General features: G+C 72.2%; 19 protein-coding genes and 1 tRNA gene. 15 read left to right on the plus strand and 5 right to left on the minus strand.

The genetic code is table 11. From position 1 onward, the window contains the following. The first annotated feature begins 21 nt into the window (after nt 1–21). The 5 genes from rph (at nt 22) to ACIB24_RS06770 (ending at nt 5,783) form a co-directional block, all read left to right on the plus strand. Complete coding sequence (gene rph / locus ACIB24_RS06750) at nt 22–777, plus strand: ribonuclease PH (protein ID WP_398277126.1); 756 nt, start codon at nt 22–24, stop codon at nt 775–777. Further along, a complete protein-coding gene (gene rdgB, locus ACIB24_RS06755) occupies nt 774–1,385 on the plus strand; it encodes an RdgB/HAM1 family non-canonical purine NTP pyrophosphatase (RefSeq protein ID WP_398277129.1) in 612 nt (203 codons plus the stop codon). The genes rph and rdgB overlap by 4 nt, the downstream gene beginning before the upstream one ends. 86 nt (nt 1,386–1,471) lie before the next feature. Continuing rightward, nucleotides 1,472–3,079, plus strand: a complete 1,608-nt coding sequence (locus ACIB24_RS06760) for a molybdopterin-dependent oxidoreductase (protein ID WP_398277132.1) — start codon at nt 1,472–1,474, stop codon at nt 3,077–3,079. 71 nt (nt 3,080–3,150) lie between these two features. Continuing rightward, complete coding sequence (locus ACIB24_RS06765; RefSeq protein WP_398277135.1) at nt 3,151–5,682, plus strand: putative bifunctional diguanylate cyclase/phosphodiesterase; 2,532 nt, start codon at nt 3,151–3,153, stop codon at nt 5,680–5,682. 15 nt (nt 5,683–5,697) lie between these two features. Beyond that, a tRNA-Leu gene (locus ACIB24_RS06770) sits at nt 5,698–5,783 on the plus strand. Nucleotides 5,784–5,816: 33 nt separating this feature from the next. On the opposite strand, the gene ACIB24_RS06775 is transcribed toward ACIB24_RS06770, so the two are convergent. Continuing rightward, nucleotides 5,817–6,623: a PrsW family intramembrane metalloprotease gene (locus ACIB24_RS06775; RefSeq protein ID WP_398277138.1), complete on the minus strand. Its 807-nt coding sequence runs from the start codon at nt 6,621–6,623 to the stop codon at nt 5,817–5,819. Nucleotides 6,624–6,829: 206 nt separating this feature from the next. Here ACIB24_RS06775 and ACIB24_RS06780 point away from each other — a divergent pair, with 206 nt between their 5' ends. From ACIB24_RS06780 to ACIB24_RS06790, 3 genes are all read left to right on the plus strand, one after another. Continuing rightward, nucleotides 6,830–8,425, plus strand: coding sequence for a carboxylesterase/lipase family protein (locus tag ACIB24_RS06780; RefSeq protein WP_398277141.1), 1,596 nt, complete (start codon nt 6,830–6,832; stop codon nt 8,423–8,425). After that, a complete protein-coding gene (locus ACIB24_RS06785) occupies nt 8,407–9,276 on the plus strand; it encodes an SGNH/GDSL hydrolase family protein (protein ID WP_398277144.1) in 870 nt (289 codons plus the stop codon). The genes ACIB24_RS06780 and ACIB24_RS06785 overlap by 19 nt, the downstream gene beginning before the upstream one ends. Nucleotides 9,277–9,396: 120 nt before the next feature. Beyond that, nucleotides 9,397–10,170, plus strand: coding sequence for an alpha/beta fold hydrolase (locus ACIB24_RS06790; protein ID WP_398277147.1), 774 nt, complete (start codon nt 9,397–9,399; stop codon nt 10,168–10,170). A gap of 3 nt (nt 10,171–10,173) precedes the next feature. Here the strand turns inward: ACIB24_RS06790 and ACIB24_RS06795 are convergent, their stop codons facing one another. Then, complete coding sequence (locus tag ACIB24_RS06795) at nt 10,174–11,934, minus strand: hypothetical protein (RefSeq protein WP_398277150.1); 1,761 nt, start codon at nt 11,932–11,934, stop codon at nt 10,174–10,176. Nucleotides 11,935–11,973: 39 nt separating this feature from the next. Further along, the gene (locus tag ACIB24_RS06800; RefSeq protein WP_398277153.1) at nt 11,974–13,170 is read right to left on the minus strand and encodes a GNAT family N-acetyltransferase; all 1,197 of its coding nucleotides are present in this window, start codon (nt 13,168–13,170) and stop codon (nt 11,974–11,976) included. A 250-nt stretch (nt 13,171–13,420) separates the two neighbouring features. On the opposite strand from ACIB24_RS06800, the gene ACIB24_RS06805 reads away from it, so the two are divergent. The 4 genes from ACIB24_RS06805 to ACIB24_RS06820 are packed head-to-tail and all read left to right on the plus strand — an operon-like array spanning nt 13,421 to nt 15,897. After that, nucleotides 13,421–14,761, plus strand: a complete 1,341-nt coding sequence (locus ACIB24_RS06805; RefSeq protein WP_398277156.1) for a hypothetical protein — start codon at nt 13,421–13,423, stop codon at nt 14,759–14,761. A 52-nt stretch (nt 14,762–14,813) separates the two neighbouring features. Continuing rightward, nucleotides 14,814–15,278, plus strand: coding sequence for a thioredoxin-dependent thiol peroxidase (bcp, locus tag ACIB24_RS06810; protein ID WP_398277159.1), 465 nt, complete (start codon nt 14,814–14,816; stop codon nt 15,276–15,278). 11 nt (nt 15,279–15,289) lie between these two features. Next, nucleotides 15,290–15,553, plus strand: a complete 264-nt coding sequence (locus ACIB24_RS06815) for a DUF3618 domain-containing protein (protein ID WP_398277162.1) — start codon at nt 15,290–15,292, stop codon at nt 15,551–15,553. Between the two features lie 50 nt (nt 15,554–15,603). Further along, entirely contained in the window at nt 15,604–15,897 is a 294-nt protein-coding gene (locus ACIB24_RS06820) for a GroES family chaperonin (protein WP_398278742.1), read from the plus strand. Between the two features lie 124 nt (nt 15,898–16,021). Here ACIB24_RS06820 and ACIB24_RS06825 read toward each other — a convergent pair whose 3' ends face one another. Together ACIB24_RS06825 and ACIB24_RS06830 are read right to left on the minus strand one after the other, a co-directional pair. Beyond that, on the minus strand, nt 16,022–17,068 hold the full coding sequence (locus ACIB24_RS06825) for a PHP domain-containing protein (RefSeq protein WP_398277164.1): 1,047 nt from the start codon (nt 17,066–17,068) through the stop codon (nt 16,022–16,024). After that, a complete protein-coding gene (locus ACIB24_RS06830; RefSeq protein ID WP_398278745.1) occupies nt 17,065–18,096 on the minus strand; it encodes an acetamidase/formamidase family protein in 1,032 nt (343 codons plus the stop codon). The genes ACIB24_RS06825 and ACIB24_RS06830 overlap by 4 nt, the downstream gene beginning before the upstream one ends. A gap of 100 nt (nt 18,097–18,196) precedes the next feature. Here ACIB24_RS06830 and ACIB24_RS06835 point away from each other — a divergent pair, with 100 nt between their 5' ends. The 3 genes from ACIB24_RS06835 (at nt 18,197) to ACIB24_RS06845 (ending at nt 20,866) form a co-directional block, all read left to right on the plus strand. Beyond that, nucleotides 18,197–19,003 carry a crotonase/enoyl-CoA hydratase family protein gene (locus tag ACIB24_RS06835; protein WP_398278748.1) on the plus strand — a complete coding sequence of 269 codons (807 nt, stop codon included), beginning with the start codon at nt 18,197–18,199 and terminating at the stop codon, nt 19,001–19,003. 30 nt (nt 19,004–19,033) lie between these two features. Further along, entirely contained in the window at nt 19,034–19,690 is a 657-nt protein-coding gene (locus ACIB24_RS06840) for an enoyl-CoA hydratase-related protein (protein ID WP_398277167.1), read from the plus strand. A gap of 183 nt (nt 19,691–19,873) precedes the next feature. Further along, complete coding sequence (locus tag ACIB24_RS06845) at nt 19,874–20,866, plus strand: CAP domain-containing protein (protein WP_398277170.1); 993 nt, start codon at nt 19,874–19,876, stop codon at nt 20,864–20,866. The last annotated feature ends 63 nt before the right edge of the window (nt 20,867–20,929 follow it).

The raw sequence follows: 20,929 nt of genomic DNA on the forward strand, positions 1-20,929 counted from the left end.
GGCGCGCCTAAGCTGAACCCCGTGCCGATCACCATCATCGACGAGACCACCACGGCCCGCACCGACGGGCGGGCGCCCGGCGACCTGCGCGACGTGAAGATCACCCGCAACTGGCTCGACCACGCCGAGGGCAGCGTCCTGGTCGAGTTCGGCCGCACCCGCGTCCTGTGCGCCGCCTCGCTGACCGAGGGCGTGCCGCGCTGGCGCCGCGGGTCCGGTGAGGGGTGGGTCACCGCCGAGTACGCGATGCTGCCGCGCTCCACCAACACCCGCAGCGACCGCGAGTCCGTGAAGGGCAAGATCGGGGGCCGCACGCACGAGATCTCCCGGCTGATCGGGCGCAGCCTGCGGGCCGTCGTCGACACCAAGCAGCTGGGCGAGAACACGATCGTGCTCGACTGCGACGTCCTGCAGGCCGACGGCGGTACCCGGACCGCGGCCATCACCGGCGCCTACGTCGCCCTGGCCGACGCCGTCGCGTTCGCCACCCGCAAGGGCTGGGTGAAGGCGAGCGCCCAGCCGCTGATCCAGTCGGTCAGCGCCGTCAGCGTCGGCGTCGTGGGCGGCCGCCCGGTGCTCGACCTCTGCTACGACGAGGACGTCACCGCCGACACCGACATGAACGTCGTGTGCACCGCCGACGGCCGGTTCGTCGAGGTGCAGGGCACCGCCGAGGGCGTGCCGTTCGACCGTTCCGAGCTCGACGCCCTGCTCGACCTGGCCGTCGCCGGCTGCGGCCGGCTGGCCCAGCTGCAGGCGGAGGCGCTGGCCCGATGAGGGTCGTGCTGGCGACCCGCAACGCGCACAAGGTCGGCGAGCTGCGCAGGATCCTGGGTGGGCTCGACGGCGCGCGGGACCTCGAGGTGGTCGGCCTGCCGGACGACGCCCCCGACGTCGTCGAGGACGGCGTCACGTTCGCCGAGAACGCGCTCCTGAAGGCCCGTTCCGCGGCCACGGCCACCGGGCTGCCGGCCATCGCCGACGACTCGGGGATCTCCGTCGACGTGCTCGGCGGGGCGCCCGGGGTGTTCTCGGCCCGCTGGGCCGGGACGCACGGGGACGACGCCGCGAACCTCGCGCTCCTGCTCGCCCAGTTGGGTGACGTCCCCGACGCGCACCGCGGCGCCCGCTTCGTCTGCGCCGCCGCGCTCGCCCTGCCCGCCGGCCCGGAGCACGTCGTGATCGGCGAGATGACGGGGCGCCTCACGCGGGAACCGTTCGGCGGCGGCGGTTTCGGGTACGACCCGATCTTCGTGGCCGACGGCGGGCGGCGCACCAACGCCGAGCTGAGCGCCGAGGAGAAGGACGCCATCAGCCACCGCGGCAAGGCCTTCCGTGAACTGGCCGCCCAGCTGCCGGAGCTGCTGGCCGCCACCGGGGCCTGAGCGCCGGTTCTGACGATCCGGTGACACCTCGCCGCTGAGCGCTCCCCGAACCTTCAGCTCGGCCGCCGGGGGGCGATGATGAGGTCGTGACCGAAGCCTCCGTCGTCCAGGAATCCCCGCCATCGCCCGGGGCGCAGCGGCGCCGGACGACGACGGGCGCGCTCGTCGGGGCCGCCGCCGGGATCGGCGGGCTGGGGGCCGCGCAGCTGGTCGCGGGCCTCGTGGCTCAGACCAGCGCCCCGCTGATCGTCCTGGGTGACGCCCTGATCGACTTCAGCCCGCACTGGCTCGTCACCTTCGCCAAGAACACCTTCGGCGTCCACGACAAGCAGGTCCTGCTCGGCGGGGCCCTGGTCGTGGCGCTCCTGCTCTCGGCGTTCGCGGGCGTTCTCGCGGTCCGCGACTCGAAGCTGGCGCCGTGGGTGGTGCTCGGTCTCGGGGCGCTCGCCGCGCTGGCGGCCGCCACCCGGCCGGACGCCGGGATGCTGGCCGTCGCGCCCAGCCTGCTCGGCGGCCTCGTGGGGTTCTTCGTCCTGAACTGGCTGGCCCGCATCGCCCGCGAGTGGCTGGACGTGGCGGCCTACGTGCGCGACGAGGGAGATGCCGTCCAGGCCCCCTACGAGCAGGCGCTGCGCCGTCGGGCCTTCACCGGCCTCGGCGTCGTGGGCGTCGGCGGGGTCCTGCTGGGTGGCCTCGGCCAGGTGCTCGGCGGCCGGTTGCGCGGGGCCCAGGACTCGCGCTCCGCCGTCCGGCTGCCCGCCCCGAGCAGCCCCGCACCCGCCGTCCCGGCCGGTGCCGACCTGAAGATCGACGGGCTCGAACCCTTCGTGACGTCGAACGCCGATTTCTACCGGATCGACACCGCCTTGGTGACCCCGCTGCTGACCGCCGAGGACTGGTCGCTGCGCATCCACGGCCTGGTGCGCCGCGAGATCACGCTCACCTGGGACCAGCTGCTGGCCGGTCGGCTCGTGGAGCGGGACATCACGCTGATGTGCGTCTCCAACCCCGTCGGCGGGGACCTGACCAGCAACGCGCGCTGGCTGGGCCTGCCGATCAAGGGGCTCCTGGAGCAGGCCGGGCCGAGCGCCGAGGCCGACATGGTGCTGTCGACGTCCAGCGACGGGTTCACCGCCGGGACGCCGCTCGACGTGCTCACCGACGGGCGCGACGCCCTGCTCGCGATCGGCATGAACGGCGAACCCCTGCCCTTCGAGCACGGGTTCCCGGTGCGGATCGTCGTGCCCGGGTTGTACGGGTACGTGTCGGCCACCAAGTGGGTCGTCGACCTGGAGGTCACCCGCTTCGACCGGGCCGAGGGCTACTGGACGCCGCGTGGCTGGTCGGCGAAGGGGCCGGTGAAGACCGGCTCGCGCATCGACGTGCCGAAGGACGGCGCCACCGTGAAGGCCGGGCCCGTGACCGTGGCGGGGCTGGCCTGGCAGGAGCACGTGGGCATCGCCAAGGTCGAGGTCCAGGTGGACGACGGGGCCTGGCAGGCCGCGGTCCTCGCCGCCCAGGACACGGCGGACACCTGGCGACAGTGGCGTTACGACTGGACGGCGAGTCCCGGGCGGCACCGGCTGCGGGTCCGGGCCACCAACGCGGACCTGGTCACCCAGACCGAGGCGGCGGCCCAGCCCGCCCCGGACGGAGCAACGGGCTGGCACACGATCGACGTCACCGTGGAGTAGGCCTCCGGCCCCGCGGGTGATCATGCGCCGTGGGGCTCAGGCCGGGGTCCTGACCTGCCGATCCCCCGCGCATGGGTGAACCTGGTCACGGACGGCATGCGTCGTCCGACGCGGCCGGGACACCCGCGCCTGCCGAGCCGTTGCCCGTGCGCGCGGTGCCGGGCCCCCCGATCCTGCCGCGGCGCTGGCCGTGGGCCCAGCTCGTCATGCTGGGCACGATCGCGATGGTCCTGCTGACGCTGCGCGGTCAGGTCGGCGAGGCCGGTACGAACCGGCTGGAGAGCTTCGCCGTGCACCTGCGCGACGGTCTGCGCCAGGGCCGCGAGGTCCTCGTCCTGTTCGCCGGGGTAGAGACGGTGCTGGCCGGGATCTTCCTGCTCGGGGCCATCTGGTTGCAGCGCCGCCCGGGGGCCGACTCGGTCCGCGTCCGGTTCGCGATGGGGGTCACCCTGTCCGGCAGCGCCATGCTGATCACGGGAGCGGGCCAGGAGGGTCTCGATCCGGGGCCCTGGACGGCGGCCGGCGTCGTCGTGAGCCTGATCGGCACGGTCGTGGTGCTGAGCGCGGTCCTGGGCAACGACCACGGCTCCGAGAGCCAGTCCCTGCCCCGGCTGCGCGTCGTCCTGGACGCGGCCGCCTTCGGTGGGGCCTCCGGCTTCGCCGCCTGGCAGCTGGTGCTCAGCGACGGTTCGGGGGACTGGACGTCGGACCAGCTGGCGTCCGTCTTCCTGGTCTTCGTCGACGCGAGCTTCTTCGCGCTGGTCCTGCTGGCCACCCTCCGGCAGCCCCGGACGAGGCTGTGGCCGGCGGTGATCGGGCTGGGCCTGCACACGGCCGCCGACATCGTCGTCGTCTTCTCGTCGCCGCGCCCCGCGCAGCTCCAGATCGAGGTGCTGCCCGCGCTGCTGTGGTGCGCCGCGGTTCCGCTGGTCGCCTTCGGCGTGCTGCGCTACCGGCGGCCCGCGGAGAACCCGTCGGTGCGCGACGCCCGCGACGCCGCGTCGTCGCAGCTGTCGGCGGGCCTGGTCGTCGCGCTGATCCTGGTCGGCATGACCGGCCGCACGGACGTCGACCCCGACGCCATCTCGATTCTGCTGCTGGCCGAGGTGCTGGTCCTGCTCGGTCTCCGGGAGGGTATCGACGCGCTGCTGCAGCTGTGGCTGACCCGGGGTCTGCGCGAGCAGGCCCTGCGCGACCTGCTGACCGGGCTGCCGAACCGGCGGGCGCTGATCGAGCGGATCGCCGACGTCGAGACCCGGTCCGGCGACTGGGTGGTGCTCACCCTCGACCTGGACGGGTTCAAGGAGATCAACGACCTGTACGGGCACCGTGCCGCGGACGACCTGCTGATCGCGGTCGGCCGGGTGCTGCGGACGTCGTGCCCGCCCTATGCGATGCCGGCCCGCATCGGGGGCGACGAGTTCGCCGTCCTGGCCCCCGGCGGGGTCGAGGAGGGCCGGGCCCTGGCCTACCTCCTCCAGTCGCGGCTGCGCGGGGTCCTGGACGACGTGTTGCCCGGGCTGGTCACCTCCGCCTGTGTCGGGGTGGGGCGCCTGGTCAGCGGCGCCGCGCGACCGGGTGAGGACGACGGCGAGCTGGCCGCCCAGGAGGCCGGCCGGCACGAGCTGACGGCCCTCGTCGAGTCCGGGGCGGCCCTGCGGGCGGCCAAGGCCGAGGGGCCGGACTCCGTCGAGGTCTACGCGGGCCAGGTGGCCGCCGACCGGGAGCGACGGCTGGCGCTCGAGGGCCGGCTGCGGGCGGCGATCCCGGCCCGGCGGATCCGCACCGTCGCGCAGCCGATCGTCGACCTGAAGACGCGCCGGATCACGGGTTTCGAAGTGCTGGCCCGCTGGCGGGACGACGAGCTCGGCGAGATCTCGCCCGTGGAGTTCATCGCGATCGCCGAGGAGACGGGGCTGGTCGTCGAGCTGGGCGCCATGGTGCTGATCGACGCCGTCGAGCAGGCGGCCGCCGCCGGGGTGTTCGCGGCCGGGGCCACCGTGGCGGTCAACGTCTCGCCGATCCAGCTGCGGGTGCCGGGCTTCGCCGACCTGGTCCGCGATCAGCTCGCGCGCCACGGCGTCCCGCCCTACCAGCTGGTGATCGAGGTGACCGAGGCCGTCCTGGTGACCGAGGACGACCCCGCCCTGCGGGCCCTGAAGGAACTGAACGGCCGCGGCGTGAAGGTGGCCATCGACGACTTCGGCACCGGCTACTCGGCGCTGGGCTACCTGCGCCGGCTGCCCGTCCAGGTGCTGAAGATCGACAAGTCGCTGACCTCCAGCCTGCTGCACGAGCCGAAGACGACGGCCATCGTGTCGGGCGTCGTGGCGATGGCCCACAAGATGGGGATCAGCGTCGTGATGGAGGGCATCGAGGAGGAGCTCGAAGCCGAGTCCTGCCTCGCGATCGAGGCCGACCGGGGCCAGGGCTGGTTGTACGGCCGGCCCGCCGAGTGGTTCCAGATCGCCGACGCGCTGCGGCTGGAGAGGGCGACCGTCGGGGCGGGCGCCGGGTCCGCGGCCGTCGCGGACATCCCGGCCCCGCGCTCGGCTCCCGCGCCCGCCCTCGAGCAGGCCACCGCCGGGGACGACGTCGCCTAGTCTGTGGGGGTTCCCGCGGGAGTGGTGGAACTGGCAGACACGCAGGATTTAGGTTCCTGTGCCCATTGGGCGTGAGGGTTCGAGTCCCTTCTCCCGCACCAGGACAGCGCCGTCGTCGGCCGGGCGAGGGCCGCTCAGGCCACCGCCGGCTCGTCGTGGCGCGAGCGGTGGATCAGTACGAGCAGGGCGACGAGGCCGACCCCGGCGACCACCGCGTGCACCGGCACCGACTGCGACCCGTCCCAGGTGGCGTGCAGACCGACCGCCACGAGGTAGGTGGCGACGAACAGCGCACGGGCGCGGCCCGGTCGAGGGCTGGTGTGGATGCGCCACAGCATCGCCACCGTCATGCCGGTCCAGGCGATGTGGCAGGCGGGGGAGAGCAGCCCGCGCAGGAGCAGCGTGTCGTCCACGGCCGCGATGCTGTGGGCCGACAGCAGCGCCTGGAAGCCGTACCCCATGGTCTCCAGGGTGGCGAAGCCCATGCCGGACGCGACGCCGACGATGACCCCACCGCGCGGGTCGCGCGGGCGGAGGGCCAGGTAGAGCGCCAGGGGGACGACGAGCTTGGCGGCTTCCTCGATGATCCCGACCAGCACCATCGGGACCGTGCCGAGCCGGCGCAGGGTGTCGTACTCGAGGACGCCCGCGGTGACGGTGCCGATGACCCCACCGACGATGGCCGTCGTGACCACGATCCAGGGTGCCACCGCGGCGATCCGGCGGCCGCTGACCTCGGCGAACACGAGGACGGCCATGGGGACCGTGATCGCCCCGATCAGCAGCAGGGAGGGGAAGAAGTTCACGTTCTCGGTGGAGACCATGACCTGCAGGACGACCACGTAGGCCGCGGCGCCACCCACCAGGACGGCCAGCCAGGCTCCCCGGCGGCCGGCCGCCGCCAGACGGCCGGAGGGGGCGCCGAGGGTTTCGATGGCCATGACGGGCTCCTGCCACTGGTGGTCCGGAACGGCCCCGGACTGCTCGCCGGGCTCGCGATCGTTTTCTACCAGGCGCTTCCCGCCACCGAGGCGGCCCCTTCCGCGGCCGACGCCGATCCGCTAGCGTGCGACGGCCCGTGGACAGCTGTCCACCAGTTGTCCAGGTCGAGCCGGGCGTCCTGACGGTCCAGCCGACGGAGGCTCTCGTGCCCACGCCCCGCCCACGTGTCACCGGCCGGCGGGCGGTGCTGTTCGCCGTCCTGCTCGGCCTGGCGGCCGCCCTCCTGGGCAGCGCGCCCGCCCAGGCGTTCTCGCTGATCCCGGGGGAGAACGTGACGACGGAGTCGGGGGTCGTCCAGGGCGTCGTCTCGCTGGACCACCGGGAGTTCCGGGGCATCCCGTTCGCCGCGCCTCCGGTCGGGAACCGGCGCTTCGCCGCCCCACAACCGGCCGCGTCGTGGAAGGGGGAGCGGTCCGCGCGGTCGTTCGGACCGGCCTGCCCCCAGGCCGTGCCGTTCCTGGGGATCAGGTACCCCACGTCCAGCGAGGACTGCCTGTACCTCGACGTGCGCACGCCGCCGCAGGCGAAGTCCAAGAACCTCCCCGTGATGGTCTGGTTCTACGGCGGTGCCTACCTGCTCGGGTCCACCGATCAGTACGACCCGACGCCCCTGGTCACGCAGGGGAACGTGATCGTCGTGTCGGTGTCCTACCGGGTCGGGCCGTTCGGGTTCCTGTCGGTGCCGGGCGGCACGGCCAACGCCGGGCTGCTCGACCAGCAGGCGGGCCTGCGCTGGGTGCAGCGCAACATCGCCGCCTTCGGCGGGAACCCGGGCAACGTGACGATCTTCGGGGAGTCGGCCGGCGGCAACAGCGTCTGCCAGCAGCTGGCCTCACCCACCTCGGCCGGCCTGTTCCACAAGGCGATCGTGGAGAGCGGGGCTTGCGGCTCGTCCACCCTGGACGGCGAGAACCTCGCCGCCGCCCAAGCCAAGAGCGCCGACTACGCGGCCTCGGTCGGCTGCCCGGACGCCGCCGCGGTGCTCACCTGCCTGCGCGGGCGCAGCGTCGCCCAGCTGCTCGCCTCGCCGTCGGCCCGGTTCGAGTCGATGACGGTCGGTTGGCGTCCCGTCGTCGACGGGGTCACCGAGACCTCCGGCACCGGAACGGCTTTCGCGGCCGGGGCGCAGCATCAGGTGCCGGTGCTGATCGGCGGCAACCACGACGAGGGGCGGCTGTTCGTCGCGCTCTTCCACCACCTGAAGGGGCTGGGGCGGGTCGACCGGGCCGGCTACGAAGCCGACGTCCGGGAGGTGTTCGGCGACCGGACCGACGCGATCCTGGCCCGCTACGCCGACATCGCCTCGCCGGACCTGGCCCTGGGCACCGTCTGGACCGACGGCCTGTTCGCCTGCAGCACGTCGCTGGCCATGCAGTCCCTGGCCCGTACGGCCCCCGCGGCCTACGCCTACGAGTTCGACGACACCGACGTGCCGCTGCAGAACCTCGACCCGCTCATGCCGCTGCGCAGCTACCACGGCTCCGAGCTCTTCTACCTGATGGACAAGGCGCTGGCGCTGCCGACGCCGATCCTCAACGCCAAGCAGAAAGCGCTCTCCCGGCAGATGATCGGCTACTGGACGACGTTCGCCCGCACCGGTGACCCCAACGGAGGTGGGCGGCCCACCTGGCCGCAGGCGTCGTCCGGGAACCTGCTCAAGCTGACGACGCAGGGGGCCGGTCCCGCGCCGTCGTCCCTGGCCGCGTTCGCGGCCGACCACCGGTGCGACGCCTGGACCTGACCCTGACCGCCCGCCCCACCCTGACAAGGAGCATCACCATGCACGGACGACGACGTCTGGGCCTGCTCGCCGCAGCCCTCCTACCGGTGACCGTCCTGGCCGCCACGACCCTGGCCGGGGGCCCCGCGCAGGCCGCGCCGACCAACCCGGCCCCGATCAAGTACGTCGCGCTCGGCGACTCGTACTCCTCCGGCAGCGGAGCCTCGGGCGCGACGGGCCCCTGCACCAAGAGCCCGAACTCGTACCCGCCGCTGTGGGCCAAGGCGCACGCCGTGGCCTCGTTCACGAACATGACCTGCGGTGGCGCCACCATGGACACCGTCACGCTCACGCAGCTGAGCGGGCTGAAGACCGACACCACCATGGTCACCATGACCGTCGGCGGCAACGACGTCGGCTTCGTCAGCATCGTCGCCCAGTGCCTGGCGCGGGGGGACGCCGCCTGCCAGCGCGCCGTCAACGAGCAGATCGCCAAGAAGGCGCAGTACGTGAAGAAGGCCGGGGAACTCGCGGCCAAGATCAAGGCGAAGGCGCCGAACGCGAAGCTGTACCTGCTGGGCTACCCCTACCTGTTCGAGACGGGCCCGACCTGCCCGACCGGGCCGAGCCTGAACCAGAAGCAGCGCCAGATCCTGCACGGCGGCGTGGACTTCCTCGACGACAGCCTGGCCGAGGTGGCCGCTGCGAACGGCTTCACCTACGTCGACGTGCGGGCGGCCTTCGCCGGGCACAGCTCGTGCGGGACGCCGCCGTGGATCACCGGTCTCGGCGCGCCCCCGGTGCCGCTGCACCCGAACGACGCCGGTTACCTGGGCGGTTACCTCCCCGCGCTGACGGCGGTCACCGGCTGAGTTAACGCTTCCTGTCCCCGAATCGGTTGCCATGATGCTTGGGAACGCGCGCATGGCAACCGATTCGGGCGCACCTGGCCCCGATTGCGGGCCAGTGACGGCGGAGGCAGACTCCGTTTCATGTCTTCTGAGCACACGCTCGCCGTACCGGGCGCGACGTTGTCCTACGAGGAGAACGGGAGCGGGCCGGTCGTCGTCCAGGCGCACGGCATGCTCTCCAGCCGCGCCGCCGAACTCGACCTGGGGCTCGACTTCTCGCCCCTGGCGGCGACGCACACCCTGGTCCGCTACGACGCTCGAGGCCATGGAGCCTCGACCGGGCGCCCGGAACCCGACGACTACCGGTGGTCGAACCTGGCCACCGACCTCTTGGCGCTCGTCGACACGGTCGACGGGCCGGTCGACGCGATCGGCGCCTCCATGGGCACCGCCACCATCCTCACCGCCGCCGTCCGCCGTCCCGAGGCGTTCCGGCGGCTCGTGCTGGTCATCCCGCCGACCGCCTGGGAGGGGCGGGCCGCGCAGCGGGACGCCTACGAGGCCGGCGCGGACGTCGTCGAGCAGCAGGGGCTCGCCGCCTTCGCCGAGGGCATGCAGGGTCTCGAGCTGCCGCCCGTGGTGGCCGAACTCGGCGCGACGCCCGCCGTGGAGGTGCCCGAGACGCTTCTGCCCAGCCTGATGCGCGGCGCGGCCCGCTCGAACCTGCCCGACCTTCAAACCCTGGCCGGGCTGCAGCATCCAGTGCTCCTGCTGCCCTGGATCGACGACCCGGTGCACCCGCTCAGCACCGCCGAGAAGCTCGCCGCCACCCTCCCCGACGCCCGGTTGCACATGGCCACGAGCGCGGCCGACGTCAGGGCCTGGCCGCAGCTCGTGGCCGACTTCCTGCGCTGAAGGTCAGTGCGCCAGGACGTACTTCGTGAGCGCCGCGGCACCCGGCTCGCGGCGACCGTCGTTCTGGACCTTCGCCGCGGTCAGCACGTCGAGATGCTGGTAGCCGGGCAGCACCAGGGTGTCCTTCGGCGTCCGCCCCTTCAGGAAGGGCACGACGAGACCGTCGGCGCCCAGGATCGTGAAGGTCGGCCGGCTGCCGATCTCGTCGAGGTGGACGGCGGTGGGCACGACGCCGCGGTCGCCCGCGGCCCACAGGAGCGTGTCGGTGAACATCGCGGTCGGGAAGTAGTGCTCGGTGAAGTCGAGCGGGTACTCGGCCATGTCGCGGGCCAGGTCACCGATGTCGGTCACCTCGGAAGCCGGTGTGGTCCAGGGCTTCCCGTGGGCGGAGGTGACCTGGTCGTAGTTCAACCACCGGTAGACGGGCCCGGTGCCGCGCGCCCACAGCGGGCCCGGGTCGTCGGGGATGACCTTGCGGGCCGTGCCGAGCACCGGCTGGGTGAGGCCGGTCAGCTGCGGGATGCGCAGGAGGTCGTTGCCCGTCGGGAACGACTTCGCGGCCAGCCGGCCGCCGGTCGCGAACCCGACACTCGCCTGCAGCGCGGCGATCGGCTGCGAGTTGTCGTCCATCAGTGCGCCGAGCGCGGCCTCGTTGGTGAACCGGAAGTCGTAGGCCGACGGGAGGCCGGTGAGGAAGGCCCCCGCATCCTTGGAGATCAGGAAGCGCATGGCCGTGGTGACGTTGCGGTTGCCCTTGAAGAAGGTCGCCACCGGCGAGACCTCCTGGGGCCGCAGCTGGGCGAACACGGCGGTGATGGCCAGCGAGTTGAGCGTCTCGGCGTTCACCACCGGGATGTCCAGTGACCGGGGCAGCACCCCGGAGGCGTAGGCGCCGTCGACCGCCCTCCGGCCGGCCCTGACCAGAGCCGGGACGGCGGCCGGTGCGGGCAGGGTGCCGTCGATGGACGTCGCCACCTGGCTGTCGAGGGCGAAGAAGCCGGCGCACTGGTTGTACCCGGCGTCCGCCGTGGTGGCCGGGTTCCCGTCGAAGTCGCTGGCCGCGAAGAAGCCGGTCACCAGCCCGCCGAGGGAGTGCCCGCCGCACCAGACCTTCGAGGCCCGGAAGGCGGGGTCGGGCAGTTCGTGCAGGAGCAGCGTGTGCCAGTCCAGGACCGACTGCTGCACGCCCATCTTGGACAGCCAGCCGAGCTGTTTCTGCGGGACGAAGCCGGCGAACCGGCGGCCGTTCACGACCGCACCCCTGTAGTAGTAGTCCAGCGCCACCTGCGGGTCGTTCGCGGCGACCGCGGCGGTCAGGCCGGTCGTGTCGTCGAGGCAGTTGGCCCGCCGGTCGAGTGCCCAGAACTCGACGGACCTTCCCTGGGCGGCGGCGTTCTCGACGGTGTGCCGGGCGATGCCGTCGAGCGAGGCGGCCCCCGCCAGCGCGCCGGGCTGGGCCACGAGCACCCGGTCGGCCGCGGTCGGGGCGGCGGGGCCGCGCACCGAGCGGTACCGCAGGTAGGAGAGGGTGTCGCAGGCCGCCGGGTGGGCCCCGAAGCCCTTCGGCAGCGGGGCGGCGAGGGTGACCTGCGAGACGGCCACGTCGTCGTCCGGGGAGTGCGTGACGAGCGGGGTCTCGGTGCGGCCGGCGGGGGCCGCCTCGGCGCCGGACTGCGGCAGGGCGACGAGTGCGGCGGCGGCCAGGGCGACCGCGGTGGCGCCGGTCAGGGTGCGGGCACGCCGACGGGAACGGTTCTGCGGCATCGCTCTTCCTCGTCCCTCCGGCGTCAGGGGTGGAGCGGCTCAGTCGTTGCCGAGGCGCCCGATGTGCTGCCGGATCTGGCGCACCTCGCGGGCGTCCTTGGCGAGCAGGAACGTCGCGTAGCGGCTGGCGGCGCCCCGCTGGGCGCCGCTGTAGGCGAACTCGTCGATGCCCAGGAGCGTTTCGCTCCAGCGCAGCTTGCCCTCGTTGGGCCCCGGCGAGAAGTTCACCCAGCGGTCGCCGTGCTCGATGGCCCGCTCGATGGCCGCTCCCTGCAGGGCCGTGACCGCGGAGAACTGCCAGACCTCAGGGGTGAAGCCGGAGGAGTGGAAGTAGATGGTGTTCGGCCCGTGCAGCACCAGCTGGGCCGCCTGCACGGAGCCGTCGAAGTGCAGCTCGACGATGGAGGCCTGGTGCTCGGCGCCCAGCTTCGGCAGCAGACGCCGCATGAAGGCGCGCAGGTGAGGGTCGGCGTAGGCGTCACCGTGCTTGGACCAGGTGTCGGTCTGCTCGGCCCGGGCGCGGTGCAGGTCGAGCCAGCCGTCGACGACCTCACGGGTCAGGTCGGTCCCGGTGCGGTGCTCGATCCGCCAGGGCCGGCCGTCCTTGGTGAGTCGGTTCCGGGCCCGCCGCAGGCTCTCCTTGACGTTTCGCTTCAGCCGCGACCGCGTCTCGTCCCACGTCGGGCTGAGTTCCAGGACCACGCAGGCGCGGGCGCCCTGGTGCCGGTGGAACGTCGCCGACGGACCGTCCCCGTCGCCGATCGCCGGGTCGAACCAGCACTGCTCGCGGGTCAGGACCATCTCCGACCAGGAGACGTCGAGCCCGACGGTGTGCCGGACGATCGCCTTCTGCACGGTCCGGTCGCGGCCCGGGGCGGCCAGCATGAAGGGAATCTCCAGCGGCGTCGTCTGACCGGCCCCGACGGGCAGGAGCCGACGGGCCAGGGGCAGGCCGCCGATCTTGACCTGGCCCAGATACATCGGGGAAACACCGATCAGAGCGTCGCGTTCCGTGACCATGAATATCCGGGCGTCGCCGCGCGGGACGAAGTGCCGGAGCCATTCCGTCGCCCACACCGGGGAGGCGAAGGGGTTGGCCACGCCTGATTGCGTTGCGTAGAGCTTCTGCCACTCTTCGTAGAGACGGGGGCTGAGCTCATGCAGGCCCACCGTCAGCACCGCGATCTCCCCGCCCAGGCGGCTGATCTGCGGTGCGTTGGTTCGCCCGGTCAACATGTCTCGTAACGTACATTTTTCACGCCCGACGTGACAGTCGAACCGTGTCTCTCTTACGTATCGTCACCCGATCCGGGCATGCCAACCCCGGCCCAATGGGGTCGTAGCCGTCACCGTTTTCCGTGATCTGGCGTCGGGCGCCCCCCTCGGACGGTTACTGTGAGTCGCATTCCCGCCCGGGGGCGCGCGGGGCTTTCTCGGGCCGTGCCGACGACGGGGCGGCGATCTTCCACGAAGGGTTGAGTGAGACGTGACGCAGGCCGACGCCGAACCGCAGGCGCCTCCGCGCGGGGGGCGCAGCCTCGCGGGTCTTCTCGGGCGGGCCAGCTGGAACGTCATCGACCAGGTGCTGTCCTCGCTGACCAACGTCGTGCTCGGCATCGTGGTCGCGCAGAAGACCAGCGCCGAGGGCTACGGCGCGTTCGGCGTCGCCTTCCTGATCTTCATGATCCTGATCGGGGTGGCGCGGGCCATCGCCGGGCAGACGATGGGCATCCGCTACAGCGACAAGACGCCGGCCCAGATGCGGGTCGCCGCGGCCCGTGCGCTGGGCACGATCGCGGCGCTCGGCGTCCCGGCCGGGCTGATCACGCTGGTCGTCGGCATCGCGCTCGGGGGGCAGATCGGCCCGCCGTTGATCGCGGTCGGTCTGACGATGCCGTTCCTGCTCATGCAGGACGCCGCCCGGATGATCTTCTTCGCCGACGGCCGCGCCAAGCTGGCCGCCGTCAACGACGGCCTGTGGGCGGTCATCCAGTTCACCGTCATCGGCCTGCTGATCGCGTTCGACGCGGCCGAGACCTGGAACCTCGTGCTGGCCTGGGGCGGCGCGGCCGCGGTCTGCGTGGTGGTGGCCTGCGTGCAGATGCGCGTCGTGCCCAAGCCCTCCGCGGCGGCCGGGTGGGTCAGCCAGCACCGGGACCTGATCGTCTACCAGCTGCCGCAGACGCTGCTGACCAGCGGTGCGATGCAGGGTTCGGTGCTGATCGTCGGGAAGATCATCGGCCTGGCCGGGGTCGGGGCCATCCGGGCCGCGACCGTCCTGTTCGGACCGCTGCCGATCATGCAGACCGCCGTGATGACGTTCGCCGTCCCCGAGGTCTCCCGTCGCAAGGGGCTGGCGCCGCGCTCGCTGATGCTGATCGGCGCCGCGATCTCCGTGCTGCTGGTGGCCATGAACGGCGTGTACCTGAGCATCCTGCTGCTCCTGCCGGACGGCTTCGGCCATGCCCTCTTCCAGGACAGCTGGGAGGGCGGGCGCTCGATCATCCTGCCGATGGGGATGTTCTACTTCGCCGCCTGCGCGTGCGTCGGACCGGCCGCCGTGATCATCGGCCGCGGGCACGCTCGCAAGACCTTCTTCCTGACCATGTTCGAGGGTGCGCTGTTCATCGCCCTGATGGCGGCCGGCGCCGTGCTCTGGGGCCTGGAGGGCGCGATCTGGGGCCAGGTCGTCGTCCAGGCGCTCGAGGTCCCGCTGTGGTTCTGGATGATGTGGCAGGTCGCGCACCTGCCCTTCAAGGAGGGCCGCGACGACCTCGACGAGGCCTTCGAGCAGGCCGAGGAGCAGGCCGTCACGCCGACCGTCTGAACCCCCTCTAGACTGGCCGACCTCGGACGATCCAGCCCCTCAGGAGGACGGCGTGCCCAGGCTCGAAACCGGTGAGAAGGCCCCCGCCTTCACTCTGACGGCGCACGACGGCACCGAGGTCTCGCTCGGGGACTACGCCGGCCGGCACGTCGTCGTCTACTTCTACCCGGCCGCCATGACGCCGGGCTGCACGACGCAGGCCTGCGACTTCCGCGACAGCCTCGACGCGCTGAACGCGCAGGGGTACGCGGTGCTCGGCGTCTCGCCCGACAAGCCCGAGAAGCTCGCGAAGTTCGTCGAGCGCGACCACATCACGTTCCCCCTGCTGTCCGACCCCGACCACGAGGTGCTCGAGGCCTGGGGTGCGTGGGGCGAGAAGCAGAACTACGGCAAGACCTACGTCGGGGTCATCCGCTCCACCGTGGTCGTCGCGCCGGACGGCTCGGTCGAACTGGCCAAGTACAACGTCAAGGCCACGGGTCACGTGGCCTCGCTGCGCAAGCAGCTCGGGATCTGAGGGAGCGCGCGATGGCGAGCGACGCGGAGACGCTGGAGCAGGAGATCAAGGCCCGGCGCGAGCACCTGGCCGCGACCATCGACGAGCTGGCGGCGCGCACCAAGCCGCAGGCACTGGTCAAGAGCGGCCTGAGCGGTGTCGGGCAGAAGGCGAAGACCGTCACCCACGGGCCCGACGGTCAGCTGCGGATCGAACGGGTCGTCGTCTCGGTCGCGGCCTCGTTGATCGTGACCGGCGTCGTCGTGTGGCTGCGCCGCCGAGCGAACGGTCGGTGACCGACCAGCGCCTCGGCGGCTCGCTCACGGGCGAGAAGCTGCCGATCCGCATGCTGCACGACCGCGTGCTGGCCGAGTTGGACGCCGACGCCGAACGGCGCTCGGCCGCCGGGATCGTCATCCCGGCCACCGCCTCCGTGGGGCGCCGGCTGGTCTGGTCGGCCGTCGTGGCCACTGGTTCCAACGTGCGCCAGGTGCAGCCCGGGGACCGGGTCCTGCACGACCCGGAGGACCTGGCCGAGGTCGAGATCCAGGGTGCGGCCTACGTGCTGCTGCGTGAGCGGGACATCCACGCCGTCGCGGCGCCCCGGGTCGAGGACGGCGGCACCGGGCTCTACCTCTAGCCCGCCCCGGCGTTGATCATGCGCAAAAGCAGCATCTAAACGTTGATCATGTGCAAACGCAGCCTGCGTTTGCGCATGATCAATGCCTGTTTCATGCGTTCGTGCATGATCAACGGGGAGGAGGTCAGGTGCGGGCGTCGAGGTGGGCCAGGAGGGTGTCGAGGTCCCACGCCGTCAGGATCCGTTCCGCCGGAACCCCGCAGGCGCTGGCCCGGGACGCTCCCGTCTGCCGCCAGTCCAGCTGACCGGGGGCGTGCGCGTCGGTGTCGATCGAGAACAGGCAACCCGCCGAGAGGGCTTGCGTGACAAGCCTTCTCGGCGGGTCGAGCCGTTCCGGACGACTGTTGATCTCGACCGCCACCCCGCTGCTCGCGCACGCCTCGAACACGGCCGCCGCGTCGAACTCCGACTCCGGTCGGCCCTGCGGGTTGCGCCCCGCCCGCGGCTTCACCATCCGGCCGGTGCAGTGCCCGAGAACGTCGACCAGCGGGTTCTGCACGGCGGTCACCATCCGCCGGGTCATGGCCTTGGGCGGCATGGCCAGCTTCGAGTGCACGCTGGCCACCACCACGTCGAGCTCGGCCAGCAGCTCCGGGTCCTGGTCGAGCGAGCCGTCGTCCAGGATGTCCACCTCGATGCCGGTCAGCACCCGGAACGGCGCCAACCGCTCGTTGATCACCCGGACGACGTCGAGCTGCTTGCGCAGCCGGGCGGCGGTCAGGCCGTTCGCCACCTTCAGGCGCGGTGAGTGGTCGGTCAGGGCGATGTACTCGCGGCCCAGTTCCCTTGCGGTCCAGGCCATCTCGACCGGCGGTGAACCGCCGTCCGACCAGTCCGAGTGGGTGTGCAGGTCACCCTTCAACTCGGCCAGCAGGGCGGTGGCGGCGTCGTCCAGCGGGACGTCGGCGAACGAGACGTCGTCGGCCTCCAGCTTGCGCAGGTACTCGGGTTCCTCACCGGCGACGGACGCCGCGATCACCCCGGCGGTCGAGTCGCCGACCCCGCTCAGCTCCTTCAGCGTGCCGGCCTCGACCCGACCCGCGATCTCGACGGGGTCGAGGGCGATGACCGCCGCGGCCGCCGTCCGGAACGCCTTGACCTTGTACGTGGAGGCGTTCGCCCGTTCCAGCAGGAACGCGATGCGGCGCAGGTCGGCCGCCGGCTCCCTCACGCCGCACGCTCCCGCGTCCATTGATGGGCGCGGCCCCGTAACGTCTCGTGCACGCCGCCGTAGGCGGCCGCCGGGGCCAGCGCGCCCAGCAACGACTTCCGCACCCCGGCGAGCATCGTGTAGTTCGTGTCGACCACATTGGCGACCGGAGCCGTCGCGACCTGCGACAGCAGCTGGTAGGCGTCGAGCTCGTCCAGGCCGGTCAGCCCGGCCACCCAGCCGACCAGCTCCCGCTGGGCGATGCGGAAGGCGTCCTCCAGCGGTTTCGTCGAGCCCGTGGTGAACAGCTCGTCGTCCGTCTCCAGGCGCGGCCAGACCGGCCCCGGTGAGGTGACGAGGTCGACCAGCAGTACGACGTCCATCGGGCACTCGATGCCCGTCCCGCAGGTCTCGCCCTCGCCCTGCCGGGCGTGGCCGTCGCCGAAGGCCAGCAGTGCGCCGGGTACGTTCACGCGGAAGTAGGCGGTGGTGCCCACGCGCAGGGTGGGGGTGTCGAGGTTCCCGCCCCATTCGCCGGGGGTGAGCGATGAGCGGGCCTCGCCGTTCGGTGGGGCGACGCCCATCGTGCCCAGCATCGGGTCGAGCGGGAGGTCGACGTGGGCGCCGGAGCCGGCGACGAACCGGGTCGTCCAGGCGTCGAGGTCGAACTCGTAGATCCAGACGCGTTCCGGCAGAGGCGGGTTCAGTGTGGGGGTGAAGTAGGAACCGGTCAGGGCGCCGAAGTGCGGGAACGTGGTGCTCACCCCCTGGCCGCGCGGTCGCAGGTGCACGACGTGCACGGCAAGGGTGTCGCCGACCTGCGCGCCCTCGACGTGGAACGGGCCGGTGAGGGGGTTGGAGACCCGGTCGGGCGGCAGGCGGCTGGGTAGGTCGTCGGGCGAGCGGATCAGCCCGCCGAAGCAGTCGACCGTGCGGGTCCGGAGCACGGTGCCCGGCGTGATGGTGGCGACCGGCCCGACCCCGCCGAACGTTCCCGGCAGGCCGCGCGCCCCGTCGCGTTCGTCGGGGGCCCACGTGCAGACCGGCAGTGTGCTCACACCGGCCAGTCTGCCGCACCCCTACGATGCTCGCGTGAGCGACGAACGCGCGTGGGAGCCGTACGAGCTGTCCGATGAGAAGCTCGTCGCGATGGCCGTCGACCGGTCGGGCGCGGTCGCCCGGGTCACGCTGCTCGGGCCGGGCAAGGGCAACGCGATGGGGCCGGACTTCTGGCGCGAGCTGCCGGTGGTCTTCAAGGCCCTGGACGGTGACGAGTCGGTGCGCGCCGTCGTGCTGGCCGCCTCGGGCGACAACTTCAGCTACGGGCTCGACCTGCCCGCGATGGCCGGCCAGATCGGGCCGATCCTCGCCGAGGACCAGGGCCTGGCCCGACCCCGCACGAAGCTGCTGGACTGGATCAAGGAGCTGCAGGCCTCGGTGACCGCCGTGGCCGACTGCCGCAAGCCCGTCGCGGCCGCCGTGCAGGGCTGGTGCATCGGCGGCGGCGTCGACCTCATCGCGGCCTGCGACGTCCGGTACGCCGGCGCCGACGCACAGTTCAGCGTGCGCGAGGTGCGGGTCGGGATGGTCGCCGACATCGGCAGCCTGCAGCGGCTGCCCGCCATCATCGGGGCCGGGCACGTCCGTGAGCTGGCGCTCACGGGCAAGGACATCACCGCGGCCCGGGCGGCCGAGATCGGTCTCGTCAACGAGGTTCTGGACGACGGGAGCGCGGCGCTGGGGGCCGCGCTCGACTTCGCCGACGCCGTCGCGGCCAACCCGCCCCTCGTCGTCCAGGGCATCAAGCAGGTGCTGGACGCCGTCGACGGTCCGACCGTCGCCGAGGGTCTGCGGTACGTGGCCACGTGGAACGCGGCGTTCCTGCCCTCGATGGACCTCGGCGAGGCCATGGCCGCGTTCATGCAGCGCCGCCCGCCGGACTTCACCGGCCGCTAACCCCTCCGCACCCACTCGAAAGGCACTGACATGCCCAAGCTCTCGCGTACCGACGACGTGTTCGTGCTGGACATCGGCGATACCGAGAACCGCTTCCACCCCGACTGGGTGGCCGAGGTGAACGCCGCGCTCGACGAGGTCGAGGCCGCTGACGGCCCCAAGGCGCTCGTGACGTCGGCGACCGGCAAGTTCTGGTCCAACGGCCTCGACCTGGACTGGGTGATGGCCAACGGGGACCGGTTCATGGAGTACGCCGCGCTGGTGCAGAAGCTGCTGGCCCGCTACCTGGAACTGCCCGTGCCGACCGTGGCCGCCGTCCAGGGCCATGCGTTCGCCGCCGGCGCGATGCTGACGCTGGCCCACGACCTGCGGGTGATGCGCGCCGACCGGGGCTTCTGGTGCCTGCCGGAGGTCGACATCCACATCCCGTTCACGGAGGGGATGTCGTCGCTCATCGCGGCCCGGCTGACGCCGCAGACCGCGCACGTGGCGATGACCACGGGGCAGCGGTTCGGCGGGCAGGACGCGGTGAAGGCGGGCATCGTCGACCGGGCGGTGGGCGAGGACGACGTGCTGCTCGTGGCCGTCGAGCTGGCCGCGTCGCTGGCCCCCAAGGCGGGGGAGACCCTCGGCACGATCAAGTCCCGGCTCTACGCGCCGACGCTGACGGCTCTGCGCTCGCTCTGACCCTCCGTTCCCACCGGCCCCGACCGGCGGGCGCCCGCTCGGCGGTTCATCGCACGCTCAGACGTTTCCTAAGCTTGCGCGAAGAGTGCCCCGCGCTGCCCCAACCGCCGTGATCACCCTGTTAGCGTCTGGCGGGCCGGTCGCCGCGCGGCCGGTGACCGTCGACCTTGGAGCCCGCAGGCGATGCCCGACACGATCACGCCCGTCCCGACGCGCGAAGACCTGCGCCGGCGCCCCCGGGAACGGTCCGGACGGCGGGGGCGCGTCGTCGCGTCGATCCTCGCCGCCCTGGTGGTGATCGGGGTGGTCGCCGTCCTGGCCCGGTCTGTCCTCGCGCCGGACCTGCTGTCCAGCACCGACCAGTCCCTGCTGCGCCCGGCGACCACCCCGTCCCCGAGCGCCGGCGCCCGGGCCGGGACCGTCGTCCAGGCCGGCACCGGGGCCGCGGGCACGCCGGCCGACCTCGGCACGGTGAAGGGGAAGTACACCCTGCGCGGCCCCTCGTCGGCTCCGAAGGGGTCGTGGGCGGCCTTCGCGCTGACCGGCCCCAAGAAGATGCTCAAGTACGACCTGACGGCGCCGTTCCGCTACACCATCGACACGACGAAGTTCCCCAACGGCACCTACACGCTGAGCGTCATGGTGGTGACCGAGGGAAGTGAGGCCACCACCGCCAGCCGCACCCTGACCATCAAGAACCCGTCGAAGTCCTCGACGGACCAGGACACGAAGACCGGCTCCGGGTCGGGTGGTTCGTCGTCGGGTGGCGGCACCACGACGTCCGGCGGCTCGTCGGTCGCCGCGCAGGTGGTGAGCCTGACCAACAAGGAGCGGGCCAAGGCAGGCTGCGGCGCGCTCAGCACCAACGCCAAGCTGACGTCGGTCGCCCAGGCCCACAGCGTGGACATGGCGAAGAACAACTACTTCGACCACAACAGCCAGAACGGGGACACCCCGTTCGACCGGATGAAGGCCGCGGGCTACAGCTACCGGACGGCCGCCGAGAACATCGCCAAGGGCCAGCGCACCGCCGCCGACGTGATGGACGCCTGGATGAACAGCGAAGGGCACAGGGCCAACATCCTGAACTGCGGGCTGACCCAGATCGGCGTGGGCTACACGAAGGACGCCGGCGGAACCCCCTACTGGACGCAGGACTTCGGCACCCCGATGTAGTCGGGGCCCATGCCGACTTCCCAAGATCATGCGCTTGTGAGCGGCGACCGCCTACCAACGGAC

This window comes from Spongisporangium articulatum (assembly GCF_044465595.1).
Taxonomy (GTDB): Bacteria; Actinomycetota; Actinomycetes; order Actinomycetales; family Kineosporiaceae; genus Spongisporangium; species Spongisporangium articulatum.